Origin of the sequence: Glutamicibacter soli (genome assembly GCF_052322135.1) — a bacterium.
In the GTDB taxonomy this organism is placed as follows: Bacteria; Actinomycetota; Actinomycetes; order Actinomycetales; family Micrococcaceae; genus Glutamicibacter; species Glutamicibacter soli.
On record NZ_CM125969.1, the window covers coordinates 255,331 to 276,423 of the forward strand.

Here is a 21,093-nt window from a genome sequence, read left to right on the forward strand (position 1 = left end):
GGTCTCAGTCGGGCGTGCGGGGCGCTACCCGCGGACCTTCTGGGTTCCGCGATTGAGCAGGTACACCAGGTAGATGCCGCCGATGCAGACAGTTACCACACCTACCGGCAGTTGGATCGGGGCGAAAAGCCGCTGGGCCAGCAGGTCTCCCAGCGCCAGCAGGAAGGCCCCGGTCAGCGCCGTCGGGATCAGGTTCAACGAGCCCCCGCCCACCAGGCGCCGCGCCAGCTGCGGGGCGACCAGCGCAACGAAAGCGATCGGGCCGGCCAGGGCGGTCACCGCGGAAACCAGCAGGACCGCCAGCGTCACCAGCACCAGCTTGGTGTGCTCGACCTTCATGCCCAGGGCGCTGGCCAGGTCGTCGCCCATCTGCAGCATCTGCAGGGACTTCGAGCCGACAAGCACCGCGGCCAGGGAGGCCAGCACGACAATCGACACGGGAATCACCCCGGCCCAGGTCACGCCGTTCAGGGTGCCGGCGCCCCACACTGCGGCGGCCATGGCCACGTCCAGTTCCGCGCGCAGTACCAGGTAGTGGTTGAACGAGGCAAGCACCGCGGAGACGCCGATGCCCACCAGGATCAGCCGGAATCCGTGGGTGCCGTTGCGCCAGGCCAGCAGGTACACCACGAAGGCGGTCAGCAGGCCGCCGGCCAGCGCGCCGAGGCTGGTGGCGAGGAATCCGCCGCCGACCACCGTCAGCACCACCAGCGCCCCGGTGTAGGCGCCGGTGGAGAAGCCGATGATGTCGGGGGAGCCCAGCGGGTTGCGGGTCAGCGTCTGGAAGACCGCGCCGGACACGGCCAGGCCGGCGCCGAAGACCAGTGCGGCGGTCGCCCGGGGCATGCGCCATTGCCAGACGACGGTGGTCTCCAGCCCCTCGCCGCCGCCGAAGAGGATCGTCAGGACCCGCCACGGGCTGAGAGAGTACTCGCCGCCGGATACCGCGAAGACGGTGGCCAGCAGGACGGCGGCCGCCAGGGCAAGCCCGACCGAGCGGGAGCGGGTGGAACGCTTGAGGCTCCGGGTCTTGTTGGTCGATACGATGCTCACAGGGCCGCCGCCTTGGGGCTGCGGGCCAGCATGATCAGCATCGGCGCGCCGATGAACGCGCAGACCACGCCGGCCTGCAGCTCGCCGGGAAGCATGACGCGGCCCAGCACGTCCGCGACGAGCAGGAGCATGGGTGCCAGCAGGCAGGTGTAGGCCATGACCCAGCCGGTGCCGGAACCTGCCAGCCGGCGCGCGGCATGCGGCGCCATCAGGCCGATGAAGCCGATGGCGCCCACCGCGGCGGTGGCCGAAGCAGCCAGGATGGTGATGGCGATCAGCACCAGGATGCGGGTGTTGCGCACGTTCACGCCCAGCGCGGTGGCCGCGTCGTCTCCGAGCGCCAGCCCGTCCAGCGACCGCGCGCAGAGCGCAGCGAGCAGGATTCCGACGGCGGTCAGCAGCGCCAGCGGAACGATGATGGAGGCGTCCCGGCCCTGCAGCGAACCGATGGTCCAGGCGCGCAGCTGGTCGAAGGCCTGCGGGCGCACTAGCGACAGGGCGGTGCCAAGTCCGGTGAAGATCGCGCCGATGGCTACACCCGAGAGCACCAGGCGCACCGGGTCCGAGGAACCCGCGCGGGGACGGCCGATCAGGTAGACCAGCGCTGCGGTGAGCAGGGCGCCGAGGAAGGCGAAGGGGACATAGCCGGCGAACCCCGAGACGCCCAGGAACCCGACAGCGGTCACGATGGCCAGCGAGGCGCCGGCGTTGACACCCAGGATGCCCGGTTCGGCCAGCGGGTTGCGTGTCAGCGACTGGGCCAGCAACCCTGCCACACCCAGCCCGGCGCCGGCGAAGACTGCCAACAGCGCGCGCGGCAGCCGCGAGGACAGGATGAGGCTGCGCTCGACGGACTCCACGGGATCTGCCAGCGCGGAAAAAATTTGTTGCAGGCTCAGGGATTTTGAGCCGATGGTCAGCGACACGGTGGCCAGAGCGACCAGCAGGACCGCCAGCATCCCGAGAATCAACAAATGTTTGCTCGGTGACTTGCTACGTTGCAAATCATCGGGTGGAGATAAGGTCTTCACGGTGTGGGGGTCGCACTTTCACGCTGAGAATGGTGACTGGAACACCTTATCGTGAATGTGGCAGTAGATGATGCTTACCTATCAAGGTGCGCAACTGAATACGGTATATTGGCGTTGTGAATTTCTTGAACACTCGTACTTCGTGGGGCCGCACCATCCTCGGCGCCACCGCTGCACTCATGGTTGCAGTCACCGCCGGCTGCGGCGCAGCCACCAGCACCTCGGACTCCAACGCCGGTAACAAGGACGTTGCCGTAGGCGGCCAGAGCTTCACGACCGCGGATGAGGAAACCGCCAAGTTCGGCTCGGATGCCGAAGCCGGCCAGTTCCCCCGCACCGTGACCCACGCCAACGGCACCACCGAAATCCAGGCCAAACCGCAGCGCGTGGTCGTGCTGGATACCGGTGAGCTGGACGCGGTGCTCTCCCTGGGCGTCACCCCGGTAGGCATCCCGTCCACCGAGGGCGCGAACTCCGTGCCGAGCTACCTGGCCGACGAGGTCAAGGATGCCAAGACCGTGGGCACCATCCAGGAGCTGAACCTGGAGGCCATCGCCGCGCTGAACCCGGATCTGATCATCGGCTCCCAGCTGCGCGCAGACAAGCTGTACAGCCAGCTCAACCAGATCGCCCCGACCGTCTTCTCCATCCGCCCGGGCTTCCCGTGGAAGGAGAACTTCCTGCTGGCCGGCGAGGCGCTGGGCGAGGAAACCAAGGCGGTTTCCGTGCTGAACGACTACCAGGCCAAGGCCACCGCGCTGAACGAGGACGTCGAGGGCGATCCGAAGATCTCGCTGCTGCGCTTCATGCCGGAGAAGATCCGCCTGTATGCCAACAAGTCTCTGATCGGCGTGATCCTGGCCGACGCCGGATTCTCTCGTCCGGACAACCAGGACATCGACGACCTGGCCGCAGAAATCTCCGCGGAGAACCTGGCGGATGCCGACTCCGACTGGCTGTTCTACACCTCCTACGGAACCCCGGAAGCCACCGGCGAGAAGGCCGCGGTGGAAGGTCCGCTCTGGGGCCAGATGCAGGCGGTCAAGGACGGCCAGGCCATCCGCGTGAACGACGACGTCTGGTTCCTGGGCCTGGGCCCGACCGGCGCCAACCAGATCCTGGACGACCTGCGCGGCTACTTGGTCAAGTAGCGCCGAAAAAGACAACACAGCGGTGCCGCCCTTCATTCAGAAGGGCGGCACCGCCGTGTTCGTCCCGGAGATTCCCTAGGCCAGCAGCTGGCGCTTGGAGGAAATCACGCCGGTGTTGAATCCGGCCAGGCGCAGCCCGCCGTGGAAGCGGGCATGCTCGATCTTCACGCAGCGGTCCATGACCACGTTCAGGCCCGCGGCCTCGGCACGGTGGGCCACTTCTTCATGCCAGGTGCCCAGCTGCAGCCACAGGGTCTTCGCCCCGACCGCCAGCGCCTCGTCCAGCACGCCCGGGATGTCCTCGTGCTTGCGGAACACCTCGACCAGGTCCGGGGACTCCGGCAGGTCGGCCAGCGACTTGTACACCGGCTGGCCCAGGATCTCGTCCAGCACCGGGTTGATGAAGTACACCTTGTACTTCGAGGAGGACAGCAGGTAGGTGGCCACGAAGTAGCTGGCCCGCGAGGGCTTGTTCGAGGCGCCGACAATCGCGATGGTCTTGGTGTCGCGCAGGATGTTCAGGCGCTGCGCGGCGCCCGGGCCCTGCCAGGTGCGTTCAGCGGTGCTCATTAGTTCGCTCCCTTCGAAGCGGCGGGAACGGCGCAGGATGCTCCGTCGTAGGCCGGTGCCGCGAAGTCGGACTCCAGCGTGCCTTCCTGCGAGGCGGCCAGCGCCTGGTCGAGGTCCCAGAGGATGTCCTCGACGTCCTCCAGGCCGACCGACAGGCGGATCAGGTCTTCCGGAACGCCGGCGGCGACCAGCTGTTCGGCGCTGAGCTGCTGGTGGGTGGTTGAGGCGGGGTGCAGCACCAGGGTGCGGGCGTCGCCGATGTTCGCCAGGTGGCTTGCCAGCTGCAGCGCGTCGATGAACTTGGCGCCGGCCTCGCGGCCGCCCTTGACGCCGAAGCTGAAGACCGAGCCGACGCCCATCGGCAGCAGCTTGGCTGCCTGCTCGTGCTGCGGGTGGGATTCCAGCCCCGCGTAGTTCACGTAGGTGACTCGCTCGTCGGCTTCCAGCCAGGCGGCGACCTGCTTGGCGTTGGAAAGGTGGTTGTCCATGCGCTGGGGCAGGGTCTCCAAGCCCTGCAGCAGCTGGAAGGCCGACTGCGCCGGCAGCGCCGGGCCGAAGTCGCGCAGCTGCTCGCTGCGCAGCTTGGTCAGGAAACCGTATTCGCCGAAGTTGGCCCACCAGGAGACGTTGCCGTAGCTGGCCACCGGCTCGGTCATGGTCGGGAACTTGCCGTTGCCCCAGTTGAAGGTGCCTGATTCGATGACCACGCCACCCAGGGTCGTGCCGTGGCCGCCGATGAACTTGGTGGCCGAGTGGATCACGATGTCCGCGCCGTGCTCGATCGGGCGCAGGATGTACGGCGGAGTCAGCGTGGAGTCGACCACCAGCGGGATGTCGTGGCGGTGCGCCACCTCGGCCAGTCCGGCCAGGTCCGCGATGTCTCCGGAAGGGTTGGCCACGACCTCGGTGTAGACGGCCTTGGTGTTCTCGCCGATCGCCGCCTCGAAATCGGCCGGGTCGTTGGAGTCGACGAAGGTGGTGTCGATGCCGAAGCGGCGCAGCGAGACGTCCAGCTGCGTAATGGTGCCGCCGTAGAGCTTGGCCGAGGCCACGATGTGGTCGCCGGCCTGGGCCAGCGCGGCGAAGGTGACGAACTCCGCGGCCATGCCGGAGCCGGTGGCTACCGCGCCGAGGCCGCCTTCCAGCGAGGCCATGCGTTCCTCGAACGCGGCAACGGTCGGGTTGCCGATGCGCGAATAGATGTTCCCGTACTTCTGCAGGGCGAACAGGTTCGCGGCATCGTCGGCGTCCTTGAAGACGAACGAGGTGCTCTGGTAGATCGGCACCGCGCGGGCGCCGTGCTCGGCATCGGGGGTGCCTCCGGCGTGCAGCGCGCGGGTGCGGAATCCAAACTTGTGGTCTGCCATGGTGGCTTATGACTCCTTGTCGATACGTTCTTGGCCTCCGTGCCGAACACGGAAGCCATCGAGGCAGGAATCCCGGTCAATGTCGCTTGAACGCCGGGTAGGCGGAAAGCAGCTCCATCGTTTCTGGCGGTAGCACCGTATCCACCGGCTGTGGCAGGTTGCTGCGGCGTCATCGAACCAGATCTCTCGGCCGCTCGGGATGGTTGTAACAATCTTCGCAACATGACCGAAAATGACCCAACTATGAGTCGTAACGTTGCGTATTGCTTCCCTCGCCACAGATTCTTCGATACCTTTGCGCTGCGCTTATGCTCGAGTCATGGACACCGCGCTGGCATTGGTACGACATGGGCAGACCGACTGGAACCTGGCTGGCCGCCTGCAGGGCCGCACCGATATCGAGCTGAACGAGACCGGACGCCACCAAGCACGCAGCCTGGGGCGCTTCCTGAAGGGCAAAGGCTGGGATCTGCTGCTGGCCTCCCCGCTGGCCCGCGCCCAACAGACTGCGGCGCTGATCGCCGAGCAGCTTGGGGCGGAGACCGGACCGGCGGTGCACACCCTGACCGAGCGCAGTTTCGGCCCGCTGGAGGGGCGCATCATGGCCGAGGTCAGCGATCTGGAAGCCGCCGAGGTGCAGCACGAACTGGAAACCCACCAGCAGATCCTTGACCGGGCGCTGCCTGCGCTGCTCCAGCTGGTGCAGGAGCACGCGGGGCGCAGGATCATGGTCGTCAGCCACGGCGCGACCATGCGCACTATCCGCGACGCGCTCGCCGGAAGCCGGCAGCCCCAGGGCGTGGAGAACGGCGAAGTGATCGACATCGACCTGAAGCGGCTGGAAGAAATCGCCGCTGACTTGGACACGGTGCGCCTGTAGCTGGCTTCTCCGATTGCGCCTTGGCGCCGCGGAGCAAAAAATTTTCGCTCCCGACCTCACAAACGGCGCCTGCGGTACGTTTACAAGGTGAGAGCCCGCAAGGGGAAGCAGCTGCCGGGAGAGCCATGCAGATACCGTTCGAACGGATTGTCCAGGACCATGGGCTGGCCGTGCTGCGTGTGTGCCGTGCCCTGCTGGATGAGCATCGCGCCCAGGATGCGTGGTCGGAAACGTTCCTAGCCGCGCTCAAGGCCTATCCGGATCTGCCGGATGATGCCAACGTGCAGGCCTGGCTGGTCACCATCGCCCATCGCAAGGCCATCGACGAACTGCGCAAGAACCCGTCCGAGGTGTTGGCCGAGGTGCTGCCCGAGACAGAAGTCGGGCAGGCGGGACGGCCCGAAGCCAGGATCATGGATGGAGAACTGTGGCAGGCGGTCAAGGCGCTGCCTCAGAAGCAGCGTTTCGTGCTCGCCTACCGGTACCTGGGCGGGTTGAGCTACGCGCAGATCTCGCAGATCCTTTCAGGTTCCGAAGCGGCCGCCCGCCGCGCGGGCAGCGACGGAATCAAGAACCTGCGTGCCCATTGGAAGCACGCGCAGATGCTGGAGGAGTTGTCATGAGCGAACGGACTACCGCCTTCCCGGCGACGCAGGACGAAGAGCGGATCCTGGCCGAATTGAACAAAAAATTTGTTCATGATGCCCGCCGCCAGCAGTTGATCGAGATCTCCTACCGCATTGTCGACAGCCCGATCGGAGGGCTGCTGCTGGCCTCCACGGAGGCCGGGCTGGTCCGGGTGGCCTTTGAAACCGAGGGGCATGAGCGCATCCTCGATGTCCTGGCGCACAAGGTGGGCCCGCGGATCCTGAAGGACGACAGATCGCTCGACGACGCGGCCAGGCAGCTCGACCAATACTTCTCCGGCGCGCTGCAGGAGTTCAGCCTGCCGCTGGACCTGCGGCTTTCCACCGAGTTCCGTCGGCAGGTGCAACTGGAGCTGGGCCGCATCGCCTACGGGCAGACCCAGAGCTACGCCCAAGTGGCCGAGCACATCGGCAAGCCGAAGGCGGTGCGGGCCGTCGGCTCGGCCTGCGCCACGAACCCGCTGCCCATTGTGCTTCCGTGCCACCGCGTGCTGCGCACGGACGGTTCGCTGGGCGGCTACCTCGGGGGACTGGGCGTGAAAACGCAGCTGCTGAAGCTGGAGAACCCGGAATTCGGCGGCGGCGAAGCCACCCTGTTCTGAGCATGCCGCCAACACTGTGCCGGCAGCAACTGCAAATGAAGAGACCGGTGGCCGCCGCCTTCCCGAAGGAAGGCGGCGGCCACCGGCTTCTCAGCTAGAAGCTAGCGCAAGGGAACTAGTTCTTGCGGGCCAGCTCGAAGCGGTCTGCGTCCATGAGCTTGGCCCAAGCCGCTGCGAAGTCCTTGACGAACTTCTCCTTGGCATCGTCCGAAGCGTATACCTCGGCGAGGGCGCGCAGCTCGGAGTTGGAACCGAAGACCAGATCCACGCGGCTGCCGGTCCAACGGCCGTCGGTGGTGGTGTAGGTCTGCTCGTCTGCCGACGGGGTCCACTCCAGGCCGAGCTCCAGCAGGTTCGCGAAGAAGTCGTTGGTCAGTGCGCCCGGGGTGTCGGTGAAGACGCCCAGGTTGGAGCCGTCCCAGTTATTGCCGATAACGCGCAGGCCGCCGAGCAGCACGGTCATCTCCGGAGCCGACAGGCCCAGCAGGTTCGCGCGGTCGATCAGCAGGTACTCGCTTGGCAGGTCCAGGAAGCCCGAGTCGTAGTTGCGGAAGCCGTCGGCGACCGGCTCCAGCCAGGCGAACTGCTCGACGTCGGTCTGCTCCTGGGTGGCGTCTACACGACCCGGGGTGAACGGAACTTCTACCTGCTGGCCTGCGGCCAGGGCAGCCTGCTCGACACCCACGTTGCCGGCCAGGACCACGACATCGGCGAAGGAAGCCTTGATCTCGGAGGTGGCGTTGAACTGGTCAACGATTTCCTCGAGCTTGGCGATCACCGGCTTCAGCTGCGCTGGCTGGTTGACCGACCACGAAACCTGCGGCTCCAGGCGGATGCGGCCGCCGTTGACGCCGCCTCGCTTGTCCGAGGAACGGAAGGTCGCTGCGGCCTTCCACGCGGTGGAGACCAGCTGCTGCACCGACAGTTCGGCGCCGTTGATCAGGGACTTCAGCTCGGCGATTTCCTTGGCACCCAGGGTGACCTCAGGAGCTGCCGGCAGCGGATCCTGCCAGAGCAGATCCTCGGCCGGAACCTCCGGGCCGAAGTAGCGGGACTTCGGGCCCATGTCGCGGTGGGTCAGCTTGAACCAGGCACGGGCGAAGGCATCGGCGAACTGGTCCGGGTTCTCCTTGAAGTTCTTGGAGATCGGGCCGTAGATCGGGTCGAAGCGCAGAGCCAGGTCGCTGGTCAGCATGCGCGGTTCGCGGTGCTCCAGGGTATCGAATGCCGGCTGGACCAGGCCTGCGCCGCCGCCGTTGACCGGGCGCCATTGCTTGGCACCTGCCGGGGACTCGAAGAGCTCCCACTCGTAGGCGAAGAGGATGTGGAAGAACTCGTTGTCCCAACGGGTTGGGTGGTAGGTCCAGGTGACCTCGAGGCCGGAAGTCACGGTGTCCGCGCCCTTGCCGGTGCCGTGGCCGTTCTTCCAGCCCAGGCCCTGCATTTCCAGCGGGGCTGCTTCCGGATCCGGGCCGATCTTGTCATCGGCGTGGGCGCCGTGGGTCTTGCCGAAGGTGTGGCCGCCGGCGATCAGGGCTACGGTCTCTTCGTCGTTCATGCCCATGCGGCGGAAGGTTTCGCGGATGTCGATGGCCGAAGCCAGCGGATCCGGGTTGCCGTCCGGGCCCTCAGGGTTGACGTAGATCAGACCCATCTGGACTGCAGCCAGCGGGGCTTCCAGGTCACGCTTGCCGGTGTAGCGCTCGTTGTCCAGCCACACCTTCTCCGGGCCCCAGTAGACGTCGTCGTCAGCTTCCCAGACGTCCTTGCGTCCGCCGCCGAAACCGAAGGTCTCGAAGCCCATGTCTTCGAGAGCCACGTTGCCGGCAAGCAGGATCAGGTCGGCCCAGGAGATGGCCTGGCCGTACTTCTTCTTCACTGGCCACAGCAGACGGCGAGCCTTATCCAGCGACACGTTGTCCGGCCACGAGTTCAGTGGCGCGAAGCGCTGCTGGCCTGCGCCGCCGCCGCCACGGCCGTCGTGGGAGCGGTAGGTGCCGGCGGAGTGCCATGCCATGCGGATGAAGAACGGACCGTAGTGTCCGAAGTCTGCTGGCCACCAGTCGTGGGACTGGGTCATGATTTCAGCCAGATCGGCCTTGACGGCCGCCAAGTCGAGGGCGCTGAAGGCCTCGGTGTAGTCGAAGTCCTCGTCCAGCGGGTTCGAAACCTGCTGGTTCTTGGCCAGGATCTTCAGGTTCAGCTTGCTCGGCCACCACTCGGTGTTGGCGTTGCCCTGGGTTGGGTGCACTCGGCCAGCGCCGACTACTGGGCACTGACCTGCTGTCGTCTCAGACATATGCTCTTCCTTCCGGTTTAAGGGGTTTTTGGGGCAGCGTCCGCCGGGAGGCTTTCAGCCCATCCGGCGGGGCTTGGGAACTAAGGGGTGCTTTTCAGCTGTTCAAGGCTTGGCAATCCGGGCATTTGCCCCAGTAGATCACTTCGGCTTCATCTATCTGGAAGCCGTGATCGTCTGAGGCGTGCAAACACGGAGCTGCCCCGACCGAACAATCGACATCCGCCAAATGCCCGCAGGAGCGACACACCACATGGTGGTGATTGTCGTCAACGCGGGTCTCATAGCGGGCGATGTGCCCCTGAGGCTGGATCTGCCGCACAACACCCAGACTCGTGAAGAGCTTGAGCGAGTCGTATACCGCCTGGTGGGACACATGCGGATGCTCCTCATGCACAGCCGAAATAATGGTTTCGGTGTCGGCATGGGGGTTCGCAGTCACCGCCGCGAGTACCGCAACACGAGGTTGCGTCACCCGCATGGATGCCTCTTTCAGCACCTGCTCGATCCCTGCCTTTGATGTCATGTCTCAAGCATGCCTACTTATTTTGAATGAGTCAAGATAAGAATTGGTGTGTTGCGGGTTACTTTTTTCCGAACAAGGGATGAATGTTCTCGAATATCGCTTGACATGTATATATGCGTCTCCATGGATGTAATTGGTTTCAGGGATCCCGACTCTCCTTGATCCATGTGGTGGCCACGGAACTGCGCGCTTCGAGGTGGCGGGCGCCGCTCTCGGGCGTAGCGGGGCATCTTTGAGCGGTGTGAATTTCTTGAATTCACGATCATGAGAAAAAGTTTTCTGCAATCTTTCAAAAATCCTTTGTCGAAAATATCCGAATATATCCAACTTTATTGCGGTATAAATTAGACAAATTCAACCGGCGACGAAGCTCACATTTGATGCCTGCATCCCTCTAGTCACGGGAAACATCGATTGTAATTCCGTGGAATAGAAGCGCTGACTGATTTGTGAAGTTTGACCTTGCTGTCGATCTCGCTAAAGATGGAAAAGCCCTAATTGGGCCCGTTTGAGCCAAGGTTCGACAAATAATTTCCGCCAAATTGCCTGGTTTGTACGTAGAGTATGGGCACAAGCACGCAAGCTTTCATCGTGTGCCGCGGGTCGATCTTGGATTCAGTGAACCGAAGCAGTCAAAGCAATCCTCAACCGAATGCACTAGCCGGATGGCGTTCCCCCGCAAGGGAGCTGGCGCCCCCGATAGTCAGGTGGCCGATATGCTCGGCCCCTGCCTGGCTGGTGGGGAAAGAACGCAATGAAGCAGAGTGACCAATCAATAGAAGAGATCGTTGGCGAGCTGCACTCAGCTCGGCAGCGTAAGCCGAAGAAGTACAAGCTCGAAGGCACCGACTACTGGGTGTTCGGCATTGCCGGAGCACTCGCACTGGCCTTCATCATCTGGGGTTTCATCACGCCCGATGGACTGGGCACAGTAGCGGACGCAGCCCTTGACTGGGTCATTACCAATACGGGCTGGCTGTTCATCATCGCCGCCTCGGTCTTCGCCGTCTTCGCCATCGTCGTGGCGGCCAAGAACTTCGGCCGCATCCCGCTGGGCAAGGACGACGAGAAACCTCAATTCAGCACGGTGTCGTGGATTTCCATGATGTTCGCAACCGGCATGGGCATCGGACTGGTGTTCTACGGTGTCGGCGAACCCCTGTTCTTCTACATGTCCCCTCCACCGGGAACCGTCGAGGGGCAGACGGATGCGGCGCTGAGCACCGCCATGGGCACCACGCTGTTCCATTGGACCCTGTTCCCGTGGGCCATGTATGCAATCGTGGGCCTGGGCATGGCCTACGGCAGTTTCCGCCTGGGGCGCCCGCAGCTGTTCTCCTCGATGTTCACCCCGATCTTCGGCGACCGGGCCATCCATGGATGGGGCGGCCGCGTCATCAACATCCTGGCCATCATCGCCACGCTGTTCGGCTCGGCCTGTTCCCTGGGGTTGGGCGCGTTGCAGATCGGCGGCGGCATCCAGGCCACCGGCATGATGGAAAAGGTCGGATCCGGAGTCCTGGTCGTGATCATCGCGATCCTTACGGCGCTGTTCGTGGCCTCGGCGGTCTCCGGCATCGAGCGCGGCATCCAATGGCTGTCGAACACCAATATGGTGCTGGCAGTGATCCTCGCCCTGATCGTGTTCATCGGCGGGCCGACCCTGTTCATCCTCAACGTCATCCCGAACGCCATCGGTTCGTTCATCGGCGACCTGCCGCAGATGGCCTCGCGCACCGCGGCCTCGGGCGATGAAGCGGTTTCCTCCTGGCTGTCCTCGTGGACCGTGTTCTACTGGGCCTGGTGGGTCTCCTGGACCCCGTTCGTGGGCCTGTTCATCGCGCGTATTTCCCGCGGCCGCACCATCCGCCAGTTCGTGACCGGCGTGCTGCTGGTGCCTTCCACGGTGACTCTGCTGTGGTTCGCGATCTTCGGCGGCGGAGCCATCGGCATCCAGGAGCGCGCGGAGCGTGCCGGGGATACCTCGGCGCAGTTGGCGCAGATCGTGGACGGCGCGCCGGACATCAACTTCGACCTGATTCTCTTCGACATGCTGGGCCAGCTTCCGGTTGCCGGATGGGTGTCGGTAGTGCTGATGGTGCTGGCAGTGCTGCTCATCGCGATCTTCTTCGTCACCGGAGCGGACTCCGCGTCCATCGTGATGGGCGCCCTGAGCGAGAAGGGCGCCGAGAACCCCACGCGGAAATCGGTCGTCTTCTGGGGTGTGGCCACCGGAGCGGTGGCTGCCGTGATGCTGCTGGCCGGCGGCGACAATCCAGCCGAAGCGCTGAACGGCCTGAAGAACATCACCATTGTGTCGGCGCTGCCGTTTGTCGTCGTGATGCTTCTGTTGTGCGTGGCCATCTGGAAGGACCTGAGCAAGGATCCGCTGGTGCTGCGCAGCACCGTGGCGCGCCAGGTCCTGGAGAATTCGGTCTCGCGCGGCGTGGACCGCCATGAGGGCGGCGGATTCAGTCTGATGACCACCGAGATTCCGGTGGTCGAGGCGGCGAAGCTGGGCACCGAGGACGGGACGGTGGTGGAAGAGCGCGAAGTGCTGCTGGCCACCGAACCAGCTGACCCAACCGAGCCAACCGACACGGCCGGGCCGAAGCCCGGCGATCCGAAGAAATCCTGACACCGACTGATGGGCTGCCCCGGCAAGGCAACCGGAACTGAACAAGCTGGCCGGGCCCGTGCATGGTGCACGGGCCCGGCCAGCTTCTAATCAGTGCGGACAGCGGCTGCGGTCAGCCCCGGGCGCGGCAGATCTCGTTGATTTCCGGGATGCACGGCTCATTTTGCAGGCTTGTCGTGTCGCCCAGCGTGGTGCCCTCGAAGAGCTGGGTGAGCAGGCGCCGCATGATCTTCCCCGAGCGGGTCTTCGGGACGTCCGGAACCAGCACCACATCGCGCGGCTTGGCGATCGGGCCGATCTGAGCGGCCACGGTGCCGCGCAACTGGGCGATGAACTCGGCCTGGCGTGCGGCGGTGGCCTCATCGGGATCCAGCGCGATCAGCGACTTGTCCAGCGGGACCACGAACGCGGTGGCCGCATGCCCGGTCTTGGCATCCTGGGTCGGGCAGACCCCGGCCTCCACCACGCCGGCGTTGGTGACCAGTGCCGACTCGATCTCGATGGTGGACAGCCGGTGCCCGGAAATGTTGATCACGTCGTCCGTGCGGCCGAGGATGTAGATGTCCCCGTCCTCATCGAAGCGCGCGCCGTCCCCGGCGAGGAACCAGCCCTGCTCGACGTATTGCTGCCAGTAGCTGGTGTAGTAGCGCTGCGGGTTGCCCCACACGGTGCGGGCCATGGACGGCCCGGTCTCGGTGATGACGATGTTTCCCTGCTGGTTCGGCCCCACGGTGTTCCCCGCTGCATCCACGATGTCCACGCTCACCCCGGGCAGGGCGCGCGCGGCGCAGCCCGGCTTGAAGTGGGTGTCGGTGGGCAGCGGGGAGAGGATGGTCGCCCCGGACTCCGACTGCCACCAGGTATCCACCATGGCGATGCCTTCGGCGGTGTCGCGGCCTACCTGGGAGCGCAGCCAGCGCCAGGCCTCGGGGTTCACCGATTCGCCTACGGTGCCGCCGATCTTGATCGAGGACAGGTCATAGCTGGCAGGGATGCCGTCCGGGAACCAGCCCATCAGCGAACGGACCAGGGTCGGCGCGGTGTAGTAGCTGGTCACGCGGTAGCGTTCGATGATCTCGAAGTGGCGTCCCGGGTGCGGGGCATTCGGCACGCCCTCATAGATGACCTGGGTGACGCCGTTGGCCAGTGGACCGTAGATCTCGTAGGTGTGCGCGGTGACCCAGGCCAGGTCCGCGGTGCACCAGTGCACGTCGTCGGCGCGCTGGGTCCGGTCGGGGTTGGCGAACAGCAGGTTGTAGCTGTAGGCCGCCTGGGTGAGGTAGCCGCCGGTGGTGTGCACCAGGCCCTTGGGCTGGCCGGTGGTTCCGGAGGTGTACATGATGAACAGCGGCGTCTCGGAGTCGAAGAACTGTGGGGTGTGCTCGGTGGACTGGGTCTCGACGACCTCGTGCCACCACACGTCGCGGCCTTCGGTCCAAGCGATGTCATCGCCGGTGCGGCGGATGACCAGCACCTTCTCGATGCTGTTCTCCCCGGACACGGCCTGGTCGGCATTGTCCTTCACCGGCACCGAGGTGCCGCGGCGGAACTGCCCGTCGGTGGTGACCAGCAGCTTCGCCTTGGTGTCTTCCACGCGGAATTTCAGGGCCTCTGCGGAGAACCCGCCGAAGACCAGCGAGTGGATGGCGCCGATGCGGGCGCAGGCCAAGGTGATCACCACGGTTTCGATGAGCACCGGCAGGTAGATGACCACGCGGTCGCCCTTGGTGATGCCCAGCTCCAGCAGCGCGTTGGCGGCCTGCGAGACGCGTTCTTGCAGGTTCTTGTAGGTGACCGCGATGCGGTCGCCCGGTTCGCCCTCGAAGTACAGGGCCACCTTGTCCCCGTTGCCGGCGGCCACGTGGCGGTCCGCGCAGTTCACTGCGGCGTTCAGCGTGCCGCCCAGATACCAGGAGATCTGCGGGCCGCGCTGGGCCTGGGGATCCGCGGGAATGATCTGGCTGGTAGTGTGCCAGGGGGTTTCCCAATCCAGAAGGTTTGCCGCCTCGTCCCAGAATTCGTGGCGGGCTTTGTCCCGGTTGGTGAGATCTTGGTCGGATGAAATTTTGTCTAATACAGGAGCGGACAAGATGTCAGCCATATTTTCTCCAGGTTGGGTGGACGCGAGCTAGTGGCCCGTTGGAAGGGTGTGAATCGCGTGCGTGATGCGGTTATACGGTTTGTGCCGTTGGGGCCGGTGAATCGGTTTCGGCAAATCCATCTGGCGATTCGGTGGACTGTTCCTTGCGGGCAGTGGATTCGGTGCCGAAGAACAGTGCCATCGAGCTGCAGAAAACAACAATGAAGATGCCCATACCGACCAGGCCGTAGCCCTTGAGCCAGTCGTAGCTCAGCAGTAGGGCGACCAGTGCGGCCACGGCGCCCGCCGTAAACCGAAGCGAGATACGGCGTCGGGATGGAGCCGCATTCAGCTGCCAGCGGGTGGTTGCCAAGGTCACGAGAACCAGAGTCGTCAGGTTTGCGATCATGCCGACCCAGACCGGATGCGTCCCCAAGAAGAATGCCGTGGCGGACCAGCCGCCGACATGGTTCCAGAGTACGCCGGCGGTGAAACCGGTAATCATGGAAGCGTAGACAGCCTTTCGGGTGGCCAGCGGCCAGAAGAACACGGCAAGTACCGGGGCCAGAGTTGCGCCGTTGCGCAGGGTCCAGGCAAGGATGTTCCACCAGGCCGACTGCTCGGTGCGCAGGATGCTGAAGATGATCATCAAGGCGGTCAAAGCCACCAATGACCAGCGGGTATAGCGAATGAGCTGTGCTTCGCTCGCCTTCGGATTGACCGCGCTGCCAAAGTCCTTGCCCATCGACGTGGCGCCGGAGAACTGGCATGGTCCAGCCCAGCCCATGGCGCAGGCCCAGACCCCCAGGAAGAACAATCCAACCAGCGGCGCAGGGAGCACCTGTTCAAGGTAGTGCGGGATCGCAACCAGCGGAAGCTGCTGGTTCGGGTTGATGACGGCGGCGGAAGTGCCGATGAGGGCACCGATCAGAATGAACGGAATACCGAAAATAGCGGCCGTGTACAGGCCCTTCTGGCCGTCTGCCGGGGTGCGGCAGGACAGCGTCATCTGGAAGGCTGCCTGCGCCAGCGGGACATTGACGATGAAGGTGCCGAACCATGCTGCAATGAGCGAGACTCCGGCGTTGCCGAGATCGAACATTGCCGGGTCAGCCGCGGCGAAATCCTTGAGGCCTGCAATGCCAGGCTTGGCCAGAATTGCGTAGGCGCCCACCAGGAGCATGCCGATAAATGCGATGCAGTTCATGGTTTGGTTGAATGCCACCGAGCGCATGCCGCCGCCTGATAGATAAGCCAGCAGCAACAGGGCCGTGAAGATCACTGCCAGATGCAGGCTGATGCCGGTGAAGGCGCTCAGTGCGGAGGCGAAAGCAATGGTAGTTGCCACCGACCACATAGGGAAGGTGAAGGCGGTGATAAGTCCCGAGATGCCTTTGGCCGCGCGGCCGAACCTGTCGCCGATGATACCCGTGACCGTGACCACCAGTTTTTCGCGCAGGGGCTTGACCAGTAACAACGCGATGAGGAGGATCTGTACGGTTTCGGCGACGCCGTACCACAACGCGGAAATACCCGTGCGGTAGCTCAACTCCATGATGGCGATATAGGACGAACCCGAGAATAACCCGGTGATGCAGAACGCAACTGTCCAGGGGCTGAAGGACCGTCCGCCGACGAAGAATCCGCCGCTGGCTGCGGCATTTCTGCGCTGCACAATACGTCCGCCGAACAGGACGAGCACGGTGTAGATCAGGGCGAAACCGATAGTCCAGAATCCTGCGGCGCTCATACCCGTGCCTCCTTCTTCAGCGTTGCGTAACCCAACGCGGCGTTGCATGCTGTCTCCGCGTCATCTTCATGAACTTTCTCGGCGAAAACCCATGCGGTATCCAGTGAGACGCCGGCAGCGAGCACCAGATTGATTGCAGGGCAGCGTTTGTGGACCTGAGCTTTCAGCTCGTCAAGCAGAAGCGCATCGGCTAGTGATGTTTCGAGGTGGATTTCAAGCCGGCAAGAGTGGAAGAACGGCGAAACATCTGCAGTTCCCGCGAAGCCTCGCGTGTCCTGCGTGGCGATGGCGTAGGTCTGCAACGCGGTGAAGGGAACGCCGAGTTCTTTGGCGACTTGCTCTACCACGACGGAGACGCACCCGTTCAGTGCTCCGATGACGAACTCCATGGGTGTCGGGGCCGTATCGGTACCGCCGACTGGCACAGGTTCGTCGATGTCATAGCTGAAATTGCGTGTTTCGACGGTCGTTCGCATGGATCCCTGCCAAGTTCCTTTGGCACGAATTCGTTTGTTGAACGAAGCGTTTTCTGAGGGCGCGGAATGGCGCAGATCGGCAGAAGCCATGATCATCTCCATCGGTCCTGGCGGTAGCACCGGCCGTGAATTCCGGGAATTCAACGGTGGTTGCTGCGGCGTCGTAGAGCCAGATCTCTCGGCCGCTCGGGATGGTTACGCATCCATTACACGCATTCGAACGATTTCATTGCAAATCCTGCGTAACATGAAAAATATTCGATGTAAGCGCGTAATCTGTGGGATATTTCGTTATTTATTTCATTGAGCGTTGGTTTGATCGATCTTTGCCCCTCTTCCTTGGGTCATCTTCGGCGGTTCGCGGCAATCGGCACTCGCGAGCCCCTGCCACCCGTGCGTTTTCAGCGACGAAATATGACTTCGGGGCTTGGAGCCGCCCGATTGTTACGGCTACAAATGATTACGACCCATCCAGAGCGGCTGAGAGATCTGGCTCCACGACGCCGCAGCAACCACCCATGACAGGGACGGTGCTACCGCCAGGATCGATGGAAAGAATCGAGGACTTTTTATGTCTTTTGGCGCACCCCAAAACGATTTTGAGGTGGACTTCAACACGCTGAGCACCCCGGGCGCCGGCAATGCGCTGGAGCTCGACGAGTTCACCGAAGACCGTCCGACCCGCCAGCTGCTCAAGGTGACTCCGGGGCCGGGGGCCGACGAAGACTACGAGCGCCTTGCAGCGATTTTCCGTCCGGTGTTCGCCCAGATCGCCGCCGGCGCCAAGGAGCGCGACCGCAACCGCATCCTGCCCTTCGAGCAGGTGGGCCTGCTGAACCGCGACCGCTTCGGGGCGCTGCGCCTGCCGGTCGCCGACGGCGGCCACGGGGCCCGACTCAGCGACGTCTTGCGCCTGCTCATCGAGCTTTCCGAGGCCGATTCCCATATCGGCCAGCTCTGGCGCGCGCACATTGCCTTCGTCGAGGACGTGCTGCGCCTGCAGGACGAGCAGCTGAAGGCCAAGTGGTTCGCCCGCATCGCGGCCGGGCAGATCGTCGGCAACGCCTACACCGAAAGCGGCGGCAACGCGCTGGGCACGCTGAATACCAAGGCCAGCCAGGTCGACGGCCGCTGGGTGGTCAACGGCGAGAAGTACTACTGCACCGGCACCATTTTCGCTGACTGGACCACCGTCGCGGTGGCCCATCCGGAGCGCCCGGGACGCCAGATCGCCGTGGTCTCCACCCAGCACAGCGGGGTGAAGATCCTGGACGACTGGGACGGCTTCGGCCAGGGGCTGACCGGCACCGGAACCACCGAGTTCCACCAGGTGCCGGTGGACAGCTTCATGCCGGAGGATCCCAACGACCCCGAGGCCTCGATCTTCCAGCTGGTGCTCATGGCGGTGCAGGCAGGCATCGGCCGCGCGGCGCTGAACGACATGCGCAGCTCGGTGCAGGCGCGCACCCGCAGCTTCACCACCGGCACCGGCGTCCCGGTGCACCGCGAACCGCAGGTGCTGCAGCTGGTGGGGGAGGTCTCCGCGGAGGTCTTCGCCGCGGACTCGGTGGTCATCGGAGCGGTGCTGGAGGTCGAAGCCGCGCTGCAGGACGCGCAGCTGAACGCGGAGGAGCGATTTGCGGTCTGCGAGCTGGCCGCCAACCGGGCGCAGACCATCGTGCAGCCGCTGGTCATCAGCGCCACCAGCAAGCTCTTCGACGGGCTGGGCGCCTCGTCCACCCGCAGCAGCTGCAACATGGACCGGCATTGGCGCAACGCGCGCACCATCGCCACCCACAACCCTGCCATCTACAAGGCGCGCATCGTGGGGGACTACGAGATCAACGGGGTCCAGCCCCAGCGCCTCTCGGTCACCGGCGACCTCGCCGCACCCACCGGGCACCACGCCGGCTAGCGGCCGCCGCGCCGTGCACCCACCAGACTTCCACTTCTCAACCACGAACAAGGGGCACATCCATGAGCGAGAACCAGCCACATAACGCGAAGCGGGAAATCCTCTTCAACGCCTTCGACATGAACTGCGTCGCCCACCAGTCCCCGGGCCTGTGGCGCCACCCGAAGGACAAGGCCGCCGACTACAAGACCATCGGCTACTGGACCCACCTGGCCAAGGTGCTGGAAAAGGGCAAGTTCGACGGTCTGTTCATCGCCGACGTGCTGGGCACCTACGACGTGTACAACGGCACCAACGAGTCCCCGCTGCGCACCGGCGCCCAGGCCCCGGTCAACGACCCGTTCCTGCTGGTCTCCGCCATGGCCGCGGTGACCGAGAACCTCGGCTTCGGCGTCACCGCCGGCACCGCCTACGAGCACCCGTATCCCTTCGCACGCCGCCTGGCCACCCTCGACCACCTGACCAACGGCCGCGTGGGCTGGAACGTGGTCACCGGCTACCTGCCTTCGGCCGCCCGCAACATGGGCCAGGAAGACCAGATGGAGCACGACGAACGCTACGACCACGCCGACGAGTACCTCGAGGTGGTCTACAAGCTGCTCGAAGGCTCCTGGGAAGACGACGCGGTGCAGGCCGACAAGGAAACCGGCGTCTACACCGACCCGGCCAAGGTGCACCCGATCAACCACGATGGCAAGTACTTCAAGGTTCCGGGCATCGCCATCACCGAGCCGAGCACCCAGCGCACCCCGGTCATCTACCAGGCAGGCACCTCGCCGCGCGGCCTGAAGTTCGCCGCGCAGAACGCGGAGGCGGTTTTCGTGACCAGCCCGACCCGCGAAATGCTCAAGGACACCGTCACCAAGATCCGCGACCATGCCGAGGCCGCGGGCCGCGGCCGCTACGACATCAAGATCTTCGCGATGCAGACCATCATCACCGCCGAGGATTCGGCAGCAGCCCAGGCCAAGTACGAGGACTACAAGTCCTATGCGGACATCGAGGGCGCCATGGTGCTGATCTCCGGCTGGATGGGCATCGATTTGTCCACCTTCAACCCGGACGAGGTCATCGGCGCCGACGTGAAGTCCAACGCCATCCAGTCTTCCGTGGCCACCTTCCAGAAGGCCAGCGGCGACGAGGGCAACCCGTGGACCGTGCGCCAGCTGGCCGAATGGGTCGGCGTGGGCGGCTTCGGCCCGATCACCGTGGGCTCCGGCGCCGAGGTCGCCGAAAAGCTCATCGACTGGGTGGACTACACCGACGTCGACGGCTTCAACCTGGCCTACGCCATCACCCCGGGCACCTTCGAGGACATCGTCGAGTACGTGGTTCCCGAGTTGCAGGCCCGCGGCGCGTACAAGACCGAGTACGCCGACGGTTCGCTGCGCAACAAGCTGTTCGGCGCGGGCGACCACGTCAAGGACACCCACCGCGCGGCGTCCTTCAAGGTCTCCAACCGCTTGGCCGCCCAGGTCTGATCCCGGAACTACCGCACGGCCTACCGGCCCCGGAGCCCCGTCAAGGGCGGCGGGGCCGGCAGGCCGTTAACCAGTCGTGCCGCTGCGCCACAGGTCAGTGGATCGGCACGCCGGCGCTGTCCACGACCCACCACACGTCGCTGACCGCCTGGCCCTTGGTGTCGCCGGGTTTGCTGTCCGAAACGTAGTAGTACATGGGCCAGCCGTTCAGCGTCAGCTGCGGCTTGCCATCGGTGCCGGTGATGGTGCCCAGCTTCCCGGTGATGCCCTTGGCATCGCTCAGCGAGGCCGGGCCCGAGGGGACCGGAGGCCACAAGTCGAGGCATCCGCCGGTGCAGGAGGAATCCCCGGAGTTCTGCGTGTCCTCGTCGAACTGGTAGATGCTCATGCCCCGCTGGTCGGTGGTGATGCTGCCCAGCTCGGTCCGCCGCATTTCAAGGATCGCTCCGTTCTGCTTGAGATTCGGCACCGGGCTGCTGCCGGTATTCGGCACCCCGTAGTTCGAGGTTCCGGAATTGCCCTGGCCTGGATTGTCCTGGGCTGAACCGTTCTGGCCGGAGCACCCGGCCAGAACCAACGTCAAGGCTGCGGTGAGGACCGCGGCTTTCGAAAATGCCTTGCCCATGATCG

Annotated in this window: 17 protein-coding genes and 3 riboswitches; of the genes, 7 read left to right on the top strand and 10 right to left on the bottom strand. The window is 64.5% G+C overall.

What is annotated here, in order from left to right; genetic code table 11:
* Positions 1-24 precede the first annotated feature (24 nt).
* Positions 25-1,053, bottom strand: coding sequence for a FecCD family ABC transporter permease (locus ACTX90_RS01305; protein ID WP_443442779.1), 1,029 nt, complete (start codon positions 1,051-1,053; stop codon positions 25-27).
* Positions 1,050-2,012, bottom strand: a complete 963-nt coding sequence (locus ACTX90_RS01310) for a FecCD family ABC transporter permease (RefSeq protein ID WP_052772215.1) — start codon at positions 2,010-2,012, stop codon at positions 1,050-1,052. The genes ACTX90_RS01305 and ACTX90_RS01310 overlap by 4 nt, the downstream gene beginning before the upstream one ends.
* A 188-nt stretch (positions 2,013-2,200) precedes the next feature.
* Between ACTX90_RS01310 and ACTX90_RS01315 the strand changes: the two genes are divergently transcribed.
* Positions 2,201-3,235 (top strand): ABC transporter substrate-binding protein, encoded by a 1,035-nt coding sequence (locus ACTX90_RS01315; RefSeq protein ID WP_047118124.1) that lies wholly within the window; start codon positions 2,201-2,203, stop codon positions 3,233-3,235.
* 75 nt (positions 3,236-3,310) lie between these two features.
* Here the strand turns inward: ACTX90_RS01315 and ACTX90_RS01320 are convergent, their stop codons facing one another.
* Positions 3,311-3,805, bottom strand: coding sequence for a CoA-binding protein (locus ACTX90_RS01320; RefSeq protein WP_047118123.1), 495 nt, complete (start codon positions 3,803-3,805; stop codon positions 3,311-3,313).
* Entirely contained in the window at positions 3,805-5,172 is a 1,368-nt protein-coding gene (locus ACTX90_RS01325) for an O-acetylhomoserine aminocarboxypropyltransferase/cysteine synthase family protein (protein WP_047118122.1), read from the bottom strand. Before ACTX90_RS01325 ends, ACTX90_RS01320 begins: the two co-directional genes overlap by 1 nt.
* A gap of 111 nt (positions 5,173-5,283) precedes the next feature.
* Positions 5,284-5,378, bottom strand: a riboswitch (SAM riboswitch).
* A 113-nt stretch (positions 5,379-5,491) separates the two neighbouring features.
* On the opposite strand from ACTX90_RS01325, the gene ACTX90_RS01330 reads away from it, so the two are divergent.
* The 3 genes from ACTX90_RS01330 (at position 5,492) to ACTX90_RS01340 (ending at position 7,301) form a co-directional block, all read left to right on the top strand.
* Entirely contained in the window at positions 5,492-6,052 is a 561-nt protein-coding gene (locus tag ACTX90_RS01330; RefSeq protein WP_047118121.1) for a histidine phosphatase family protein, read from the top strand.
* A gap of 125 nt (positions 6,053-6,177) precedes the next feature.
* Positions 6,178-6,675, top strand: coding sequence for an RNA polymerase sigma factor (locus ACTX90_RS01335; protein ID WP_047118120.1), 498 nt, complete (start codon positions 6,178-6,180; stop codon positions 6,673-6,675).
* Positions 6,672-7,301 (top strand): methylated-DNA--[protein]-cysteine S-methyltransferase, encoded by a 630-nt coding sequence (locus ACTX90_RS01340; protein WP_424573296.1) that lies wholly within the window; start codon positions 6,672-6,674, stop codon positions 7,299-7,301. The genes ACTX90_RS01335 and ACTX90_RS01340 overlap by 4 nt, the downstream gene beginning before the upstream one ends.
* Positions 7,302-7,416: 115 nt before the next feature.
* On the opposite strand, the gene katG is transcribed toward ACTX90_RS01340, so the two are convergent.
* On the bottom strand, positions 7,417-9,600 hold the full coding sequence (gene katG / locus ACTX90_RS01345) for a catalase/peroxidase HPI (protein ID WP_047118118.1): 2,184 nt from the start codon (positions 9,598-9,600) through the stop codon (positions 7,417-7,419).
* A 94-nt stretch (positions 9,601-9,694) separates the two neighbouring features.
* Positions 9,695-10,123, bottom strand: coding sequence for a Fur family transcriptional regulator (locus tag ACTX90_RS01350; RefSeq protein WP_424573297.1), 429 nt, complete (start codon positions 10,121-10,123; stop codon positions 9,695-9,697).
* A 754-nt stretch (positions 10,124-10,877) separates the two neighbouring features.
* On the opposite strand from ACTX90_RS01350, the gene ACTX90_RS01355 reads away from it, so the two are divergent.
* The gene (locus tag ACTX90_RS01355; protein ID WP_047118117.1) at positions 10,878-12,761 is read left to right on the top strand and encodes a BCCT family transporter; all 1,884 of its coding nucleotides are present in this window, start codon (positions 10,878-10,880) and stop codon (positions 12,759-12,761) included.
* 112 nt (positions 12,762-12,873) lie between these two features.
* Here ACTX90_RS01355 and acs read toward each other — a convergent pair whose 3' ends face one another.
* From acs to ACTX90_RS01370, 3 genes are all read right to left on the bottom strand, one after another.
* The gene (gene acs, locus ACTX90_RS01360; protein WP_424573298.1) at positions 12,874-14,862 is read right to left on the bottom strand and encodes an acetate--CoA ligase; all 1,989 of its coding nucleotides are present in this window, start codon (positions 14,860-14,862) and stop codon (positions 12,874-12,876) included.
* Between the two features lie 70 nt (positions 14,863-14,932).
* On the bottom strand, positions 14,933-16,591 hold the full coding sequence (locus ACTX90_RS01365; RefSeq protein WP_424573299.1) for a sodium:solute symporter family protein: 1,659 nt from the start codon (positions 16,589-16,591) through the stop codon (positions 14,933-14,935).
* Positions 16,588-17,157 (bottom strand): OsmC family protein, encoded by a 570-nt coding sequence (locus ACTX90_RS01370; protein WP_424573300.1) that lies wholly within the window; start codon positions 17,155-17,157, stop codon positions 16,588-16,590. The genes ACTX90_RS01365 and ACTX90_RS01370 overlap by 4 nt, the downstream gene beginning before the upstream one ends.
* Before the next feature lie 5 nt (positions 17,158-17,162).
* Positions 17,163-17,265: riboswitch (SAM riboswitch) on the bottom strand.
* A 266-nt stretch (positions 17,266-17,531) separates the two neighbouring features.
* Positions 17,532-17,622: riboswitch (SAM riboswitch) on the top strand.
* A 49-nt stretch (positions 17,623-17,671) separates the two neighbouring features.
* On the opposite strand from ACTX90_RS01370, the gene ACTX90_RS01375 reads away from it, so the two are divergent.
* Together ACTX90_RS01375 and ACTX90_RS01380 are read left to right on the top strand one after the other, a co-directional pair.
* A complete protein-coding gene (locus ACTX90_RS01375) occupies positions 17,672-18,982 on the top strand; it encodes an acyl-CoA dehydrogenase family protein (protein ID WP_424678659.1) in 1,311 nt (436 codons plus the stop codon).
* 62 nt (positions 18,983-19,044) lie between these two features.
* Positions 19,045-20,463, top strand: coding sequence for an LLM class flavin-dependent oxidoreductase (locus ACTX90_RS01380; protein ID WP_053797228.1), 1,419 nt, complete (start codon positions 19,045-19,047; stop codon positions 20,461-20,463).
* Between the two features lie 94 nt (positions 20,464-20,557).
* On the opposite strand, the gene ACTX90_RS01385 is transcribed toward ACTX90_RS01380, so the two are convergent.
* Positions 20,558-21,088: a COG4315 family predicted lipoprotein gene (locus tag ACTX90_RS01385; protein WP_443442783.1), complete on the bottom strand. Its 531-nt coding sequence runs from the start codon at positions 21,086-21,088 to the stop codon at positions 20,558-20,560.
* Between the last annotated feature and the right edge of the window lie 5 nt (positions 21,089-21,093).

Coding starts and splice junctions, on each gene's coding strand:
- ACTX90_RS01310 (WP_052772215.1), bottom strand. CDS start 2,012: ATGCTGGCGGTCCTGCTGGTCGCTCTGGCCACCGTGTCGCTGACCATC.
- ACTX90_RS01320 (WP_047118123.1), bottom strand. CDS start 3,805: ATGAGCACCGCTGAACGCACCTGGCAGGGCCCGGGCGCCGCGCAGCGC.
- ACTX90_RS01325 (WP_047118122.1), bottom strand. CDS start 5,172: ATGGCAGACCACAAGTTTGGATTCCGCACCCGCGCGCTGCACGCCGGA.
- ACTX90_RS01330 (WP_047118121.1), top strand. CDS start 5,492: ATGGACACCGCGCTGGCATTGGTACGACATGGGCAGACCGACTGGAAC.
- ACTX90_RS01335 (WP_047118120.1), top strand. CDS start 6,178: ATGCAGATACCGTTCGAACGGATTGTCCAGGACCATGGGCTGGCCGTG.
- ACTX90_RS01340 (WP_424573296.1), top strand. CDS start 6,672: ATGAGCGAACGGACTACCGCCTTCCCGGCGACGCAGGACGAAGAGCGG.
- katG (WP_047118118.1), bottom strand. CDS start 9,600: ATGTCTGAGACGACAGCAGGTCAGTGCCCAGTAGTCGGCGCTGGCCGA.
- ACTX90_RS01350 (WP_424573297.1), bottom strand. CDS start 10,123: ATGACATCAAAGGCAGGGATCGAGCAGGTGCTGAAAGAGGCATCCATG.
- ACTX90_RS01355 (WP_047118117.1), top strand. CDS start 10,878: ATGAAGCAGAGTGACCAATCAATAGAAGAGATCGTTGGCGAGCTGCAC.
- acs (WP_424573298.1), bottom strand. CDS start 14,862: ATGGCTGACATCTTGTCCGCTCCTGTATTAGACAAAATTTCATCCGAC.
- ACTX90_RS01365 (WP_424573299.1), bottom strand. CDS start 16,591: ATGAGCGCCGCAGGATTCTGGACTATCGGTTTCGCCCTGATCTACACC.
- ACTX90_RS01370 (WP_424573300.1), bottom strand. CDS start 17,157: ATGGCTTCTGCCGATCTGCGCCATTCCGCGCCCTCAGAAAACGCTTCG.
- ACTX90_RS01380 (WP_053797228.1), top strand. CDS start 19,045: ATGAGCGAGAACCAGCCACATAACGCGAAGCGGGAAATCCTCTTCAAC.
- ACTX90_RS01385 (WP_443442783.1), bottom strand. CDS start 21,088: ATGGGCAAGGCATTTTCGAAAGCCGCGGTCCTCACCGCAGCCTTGACG.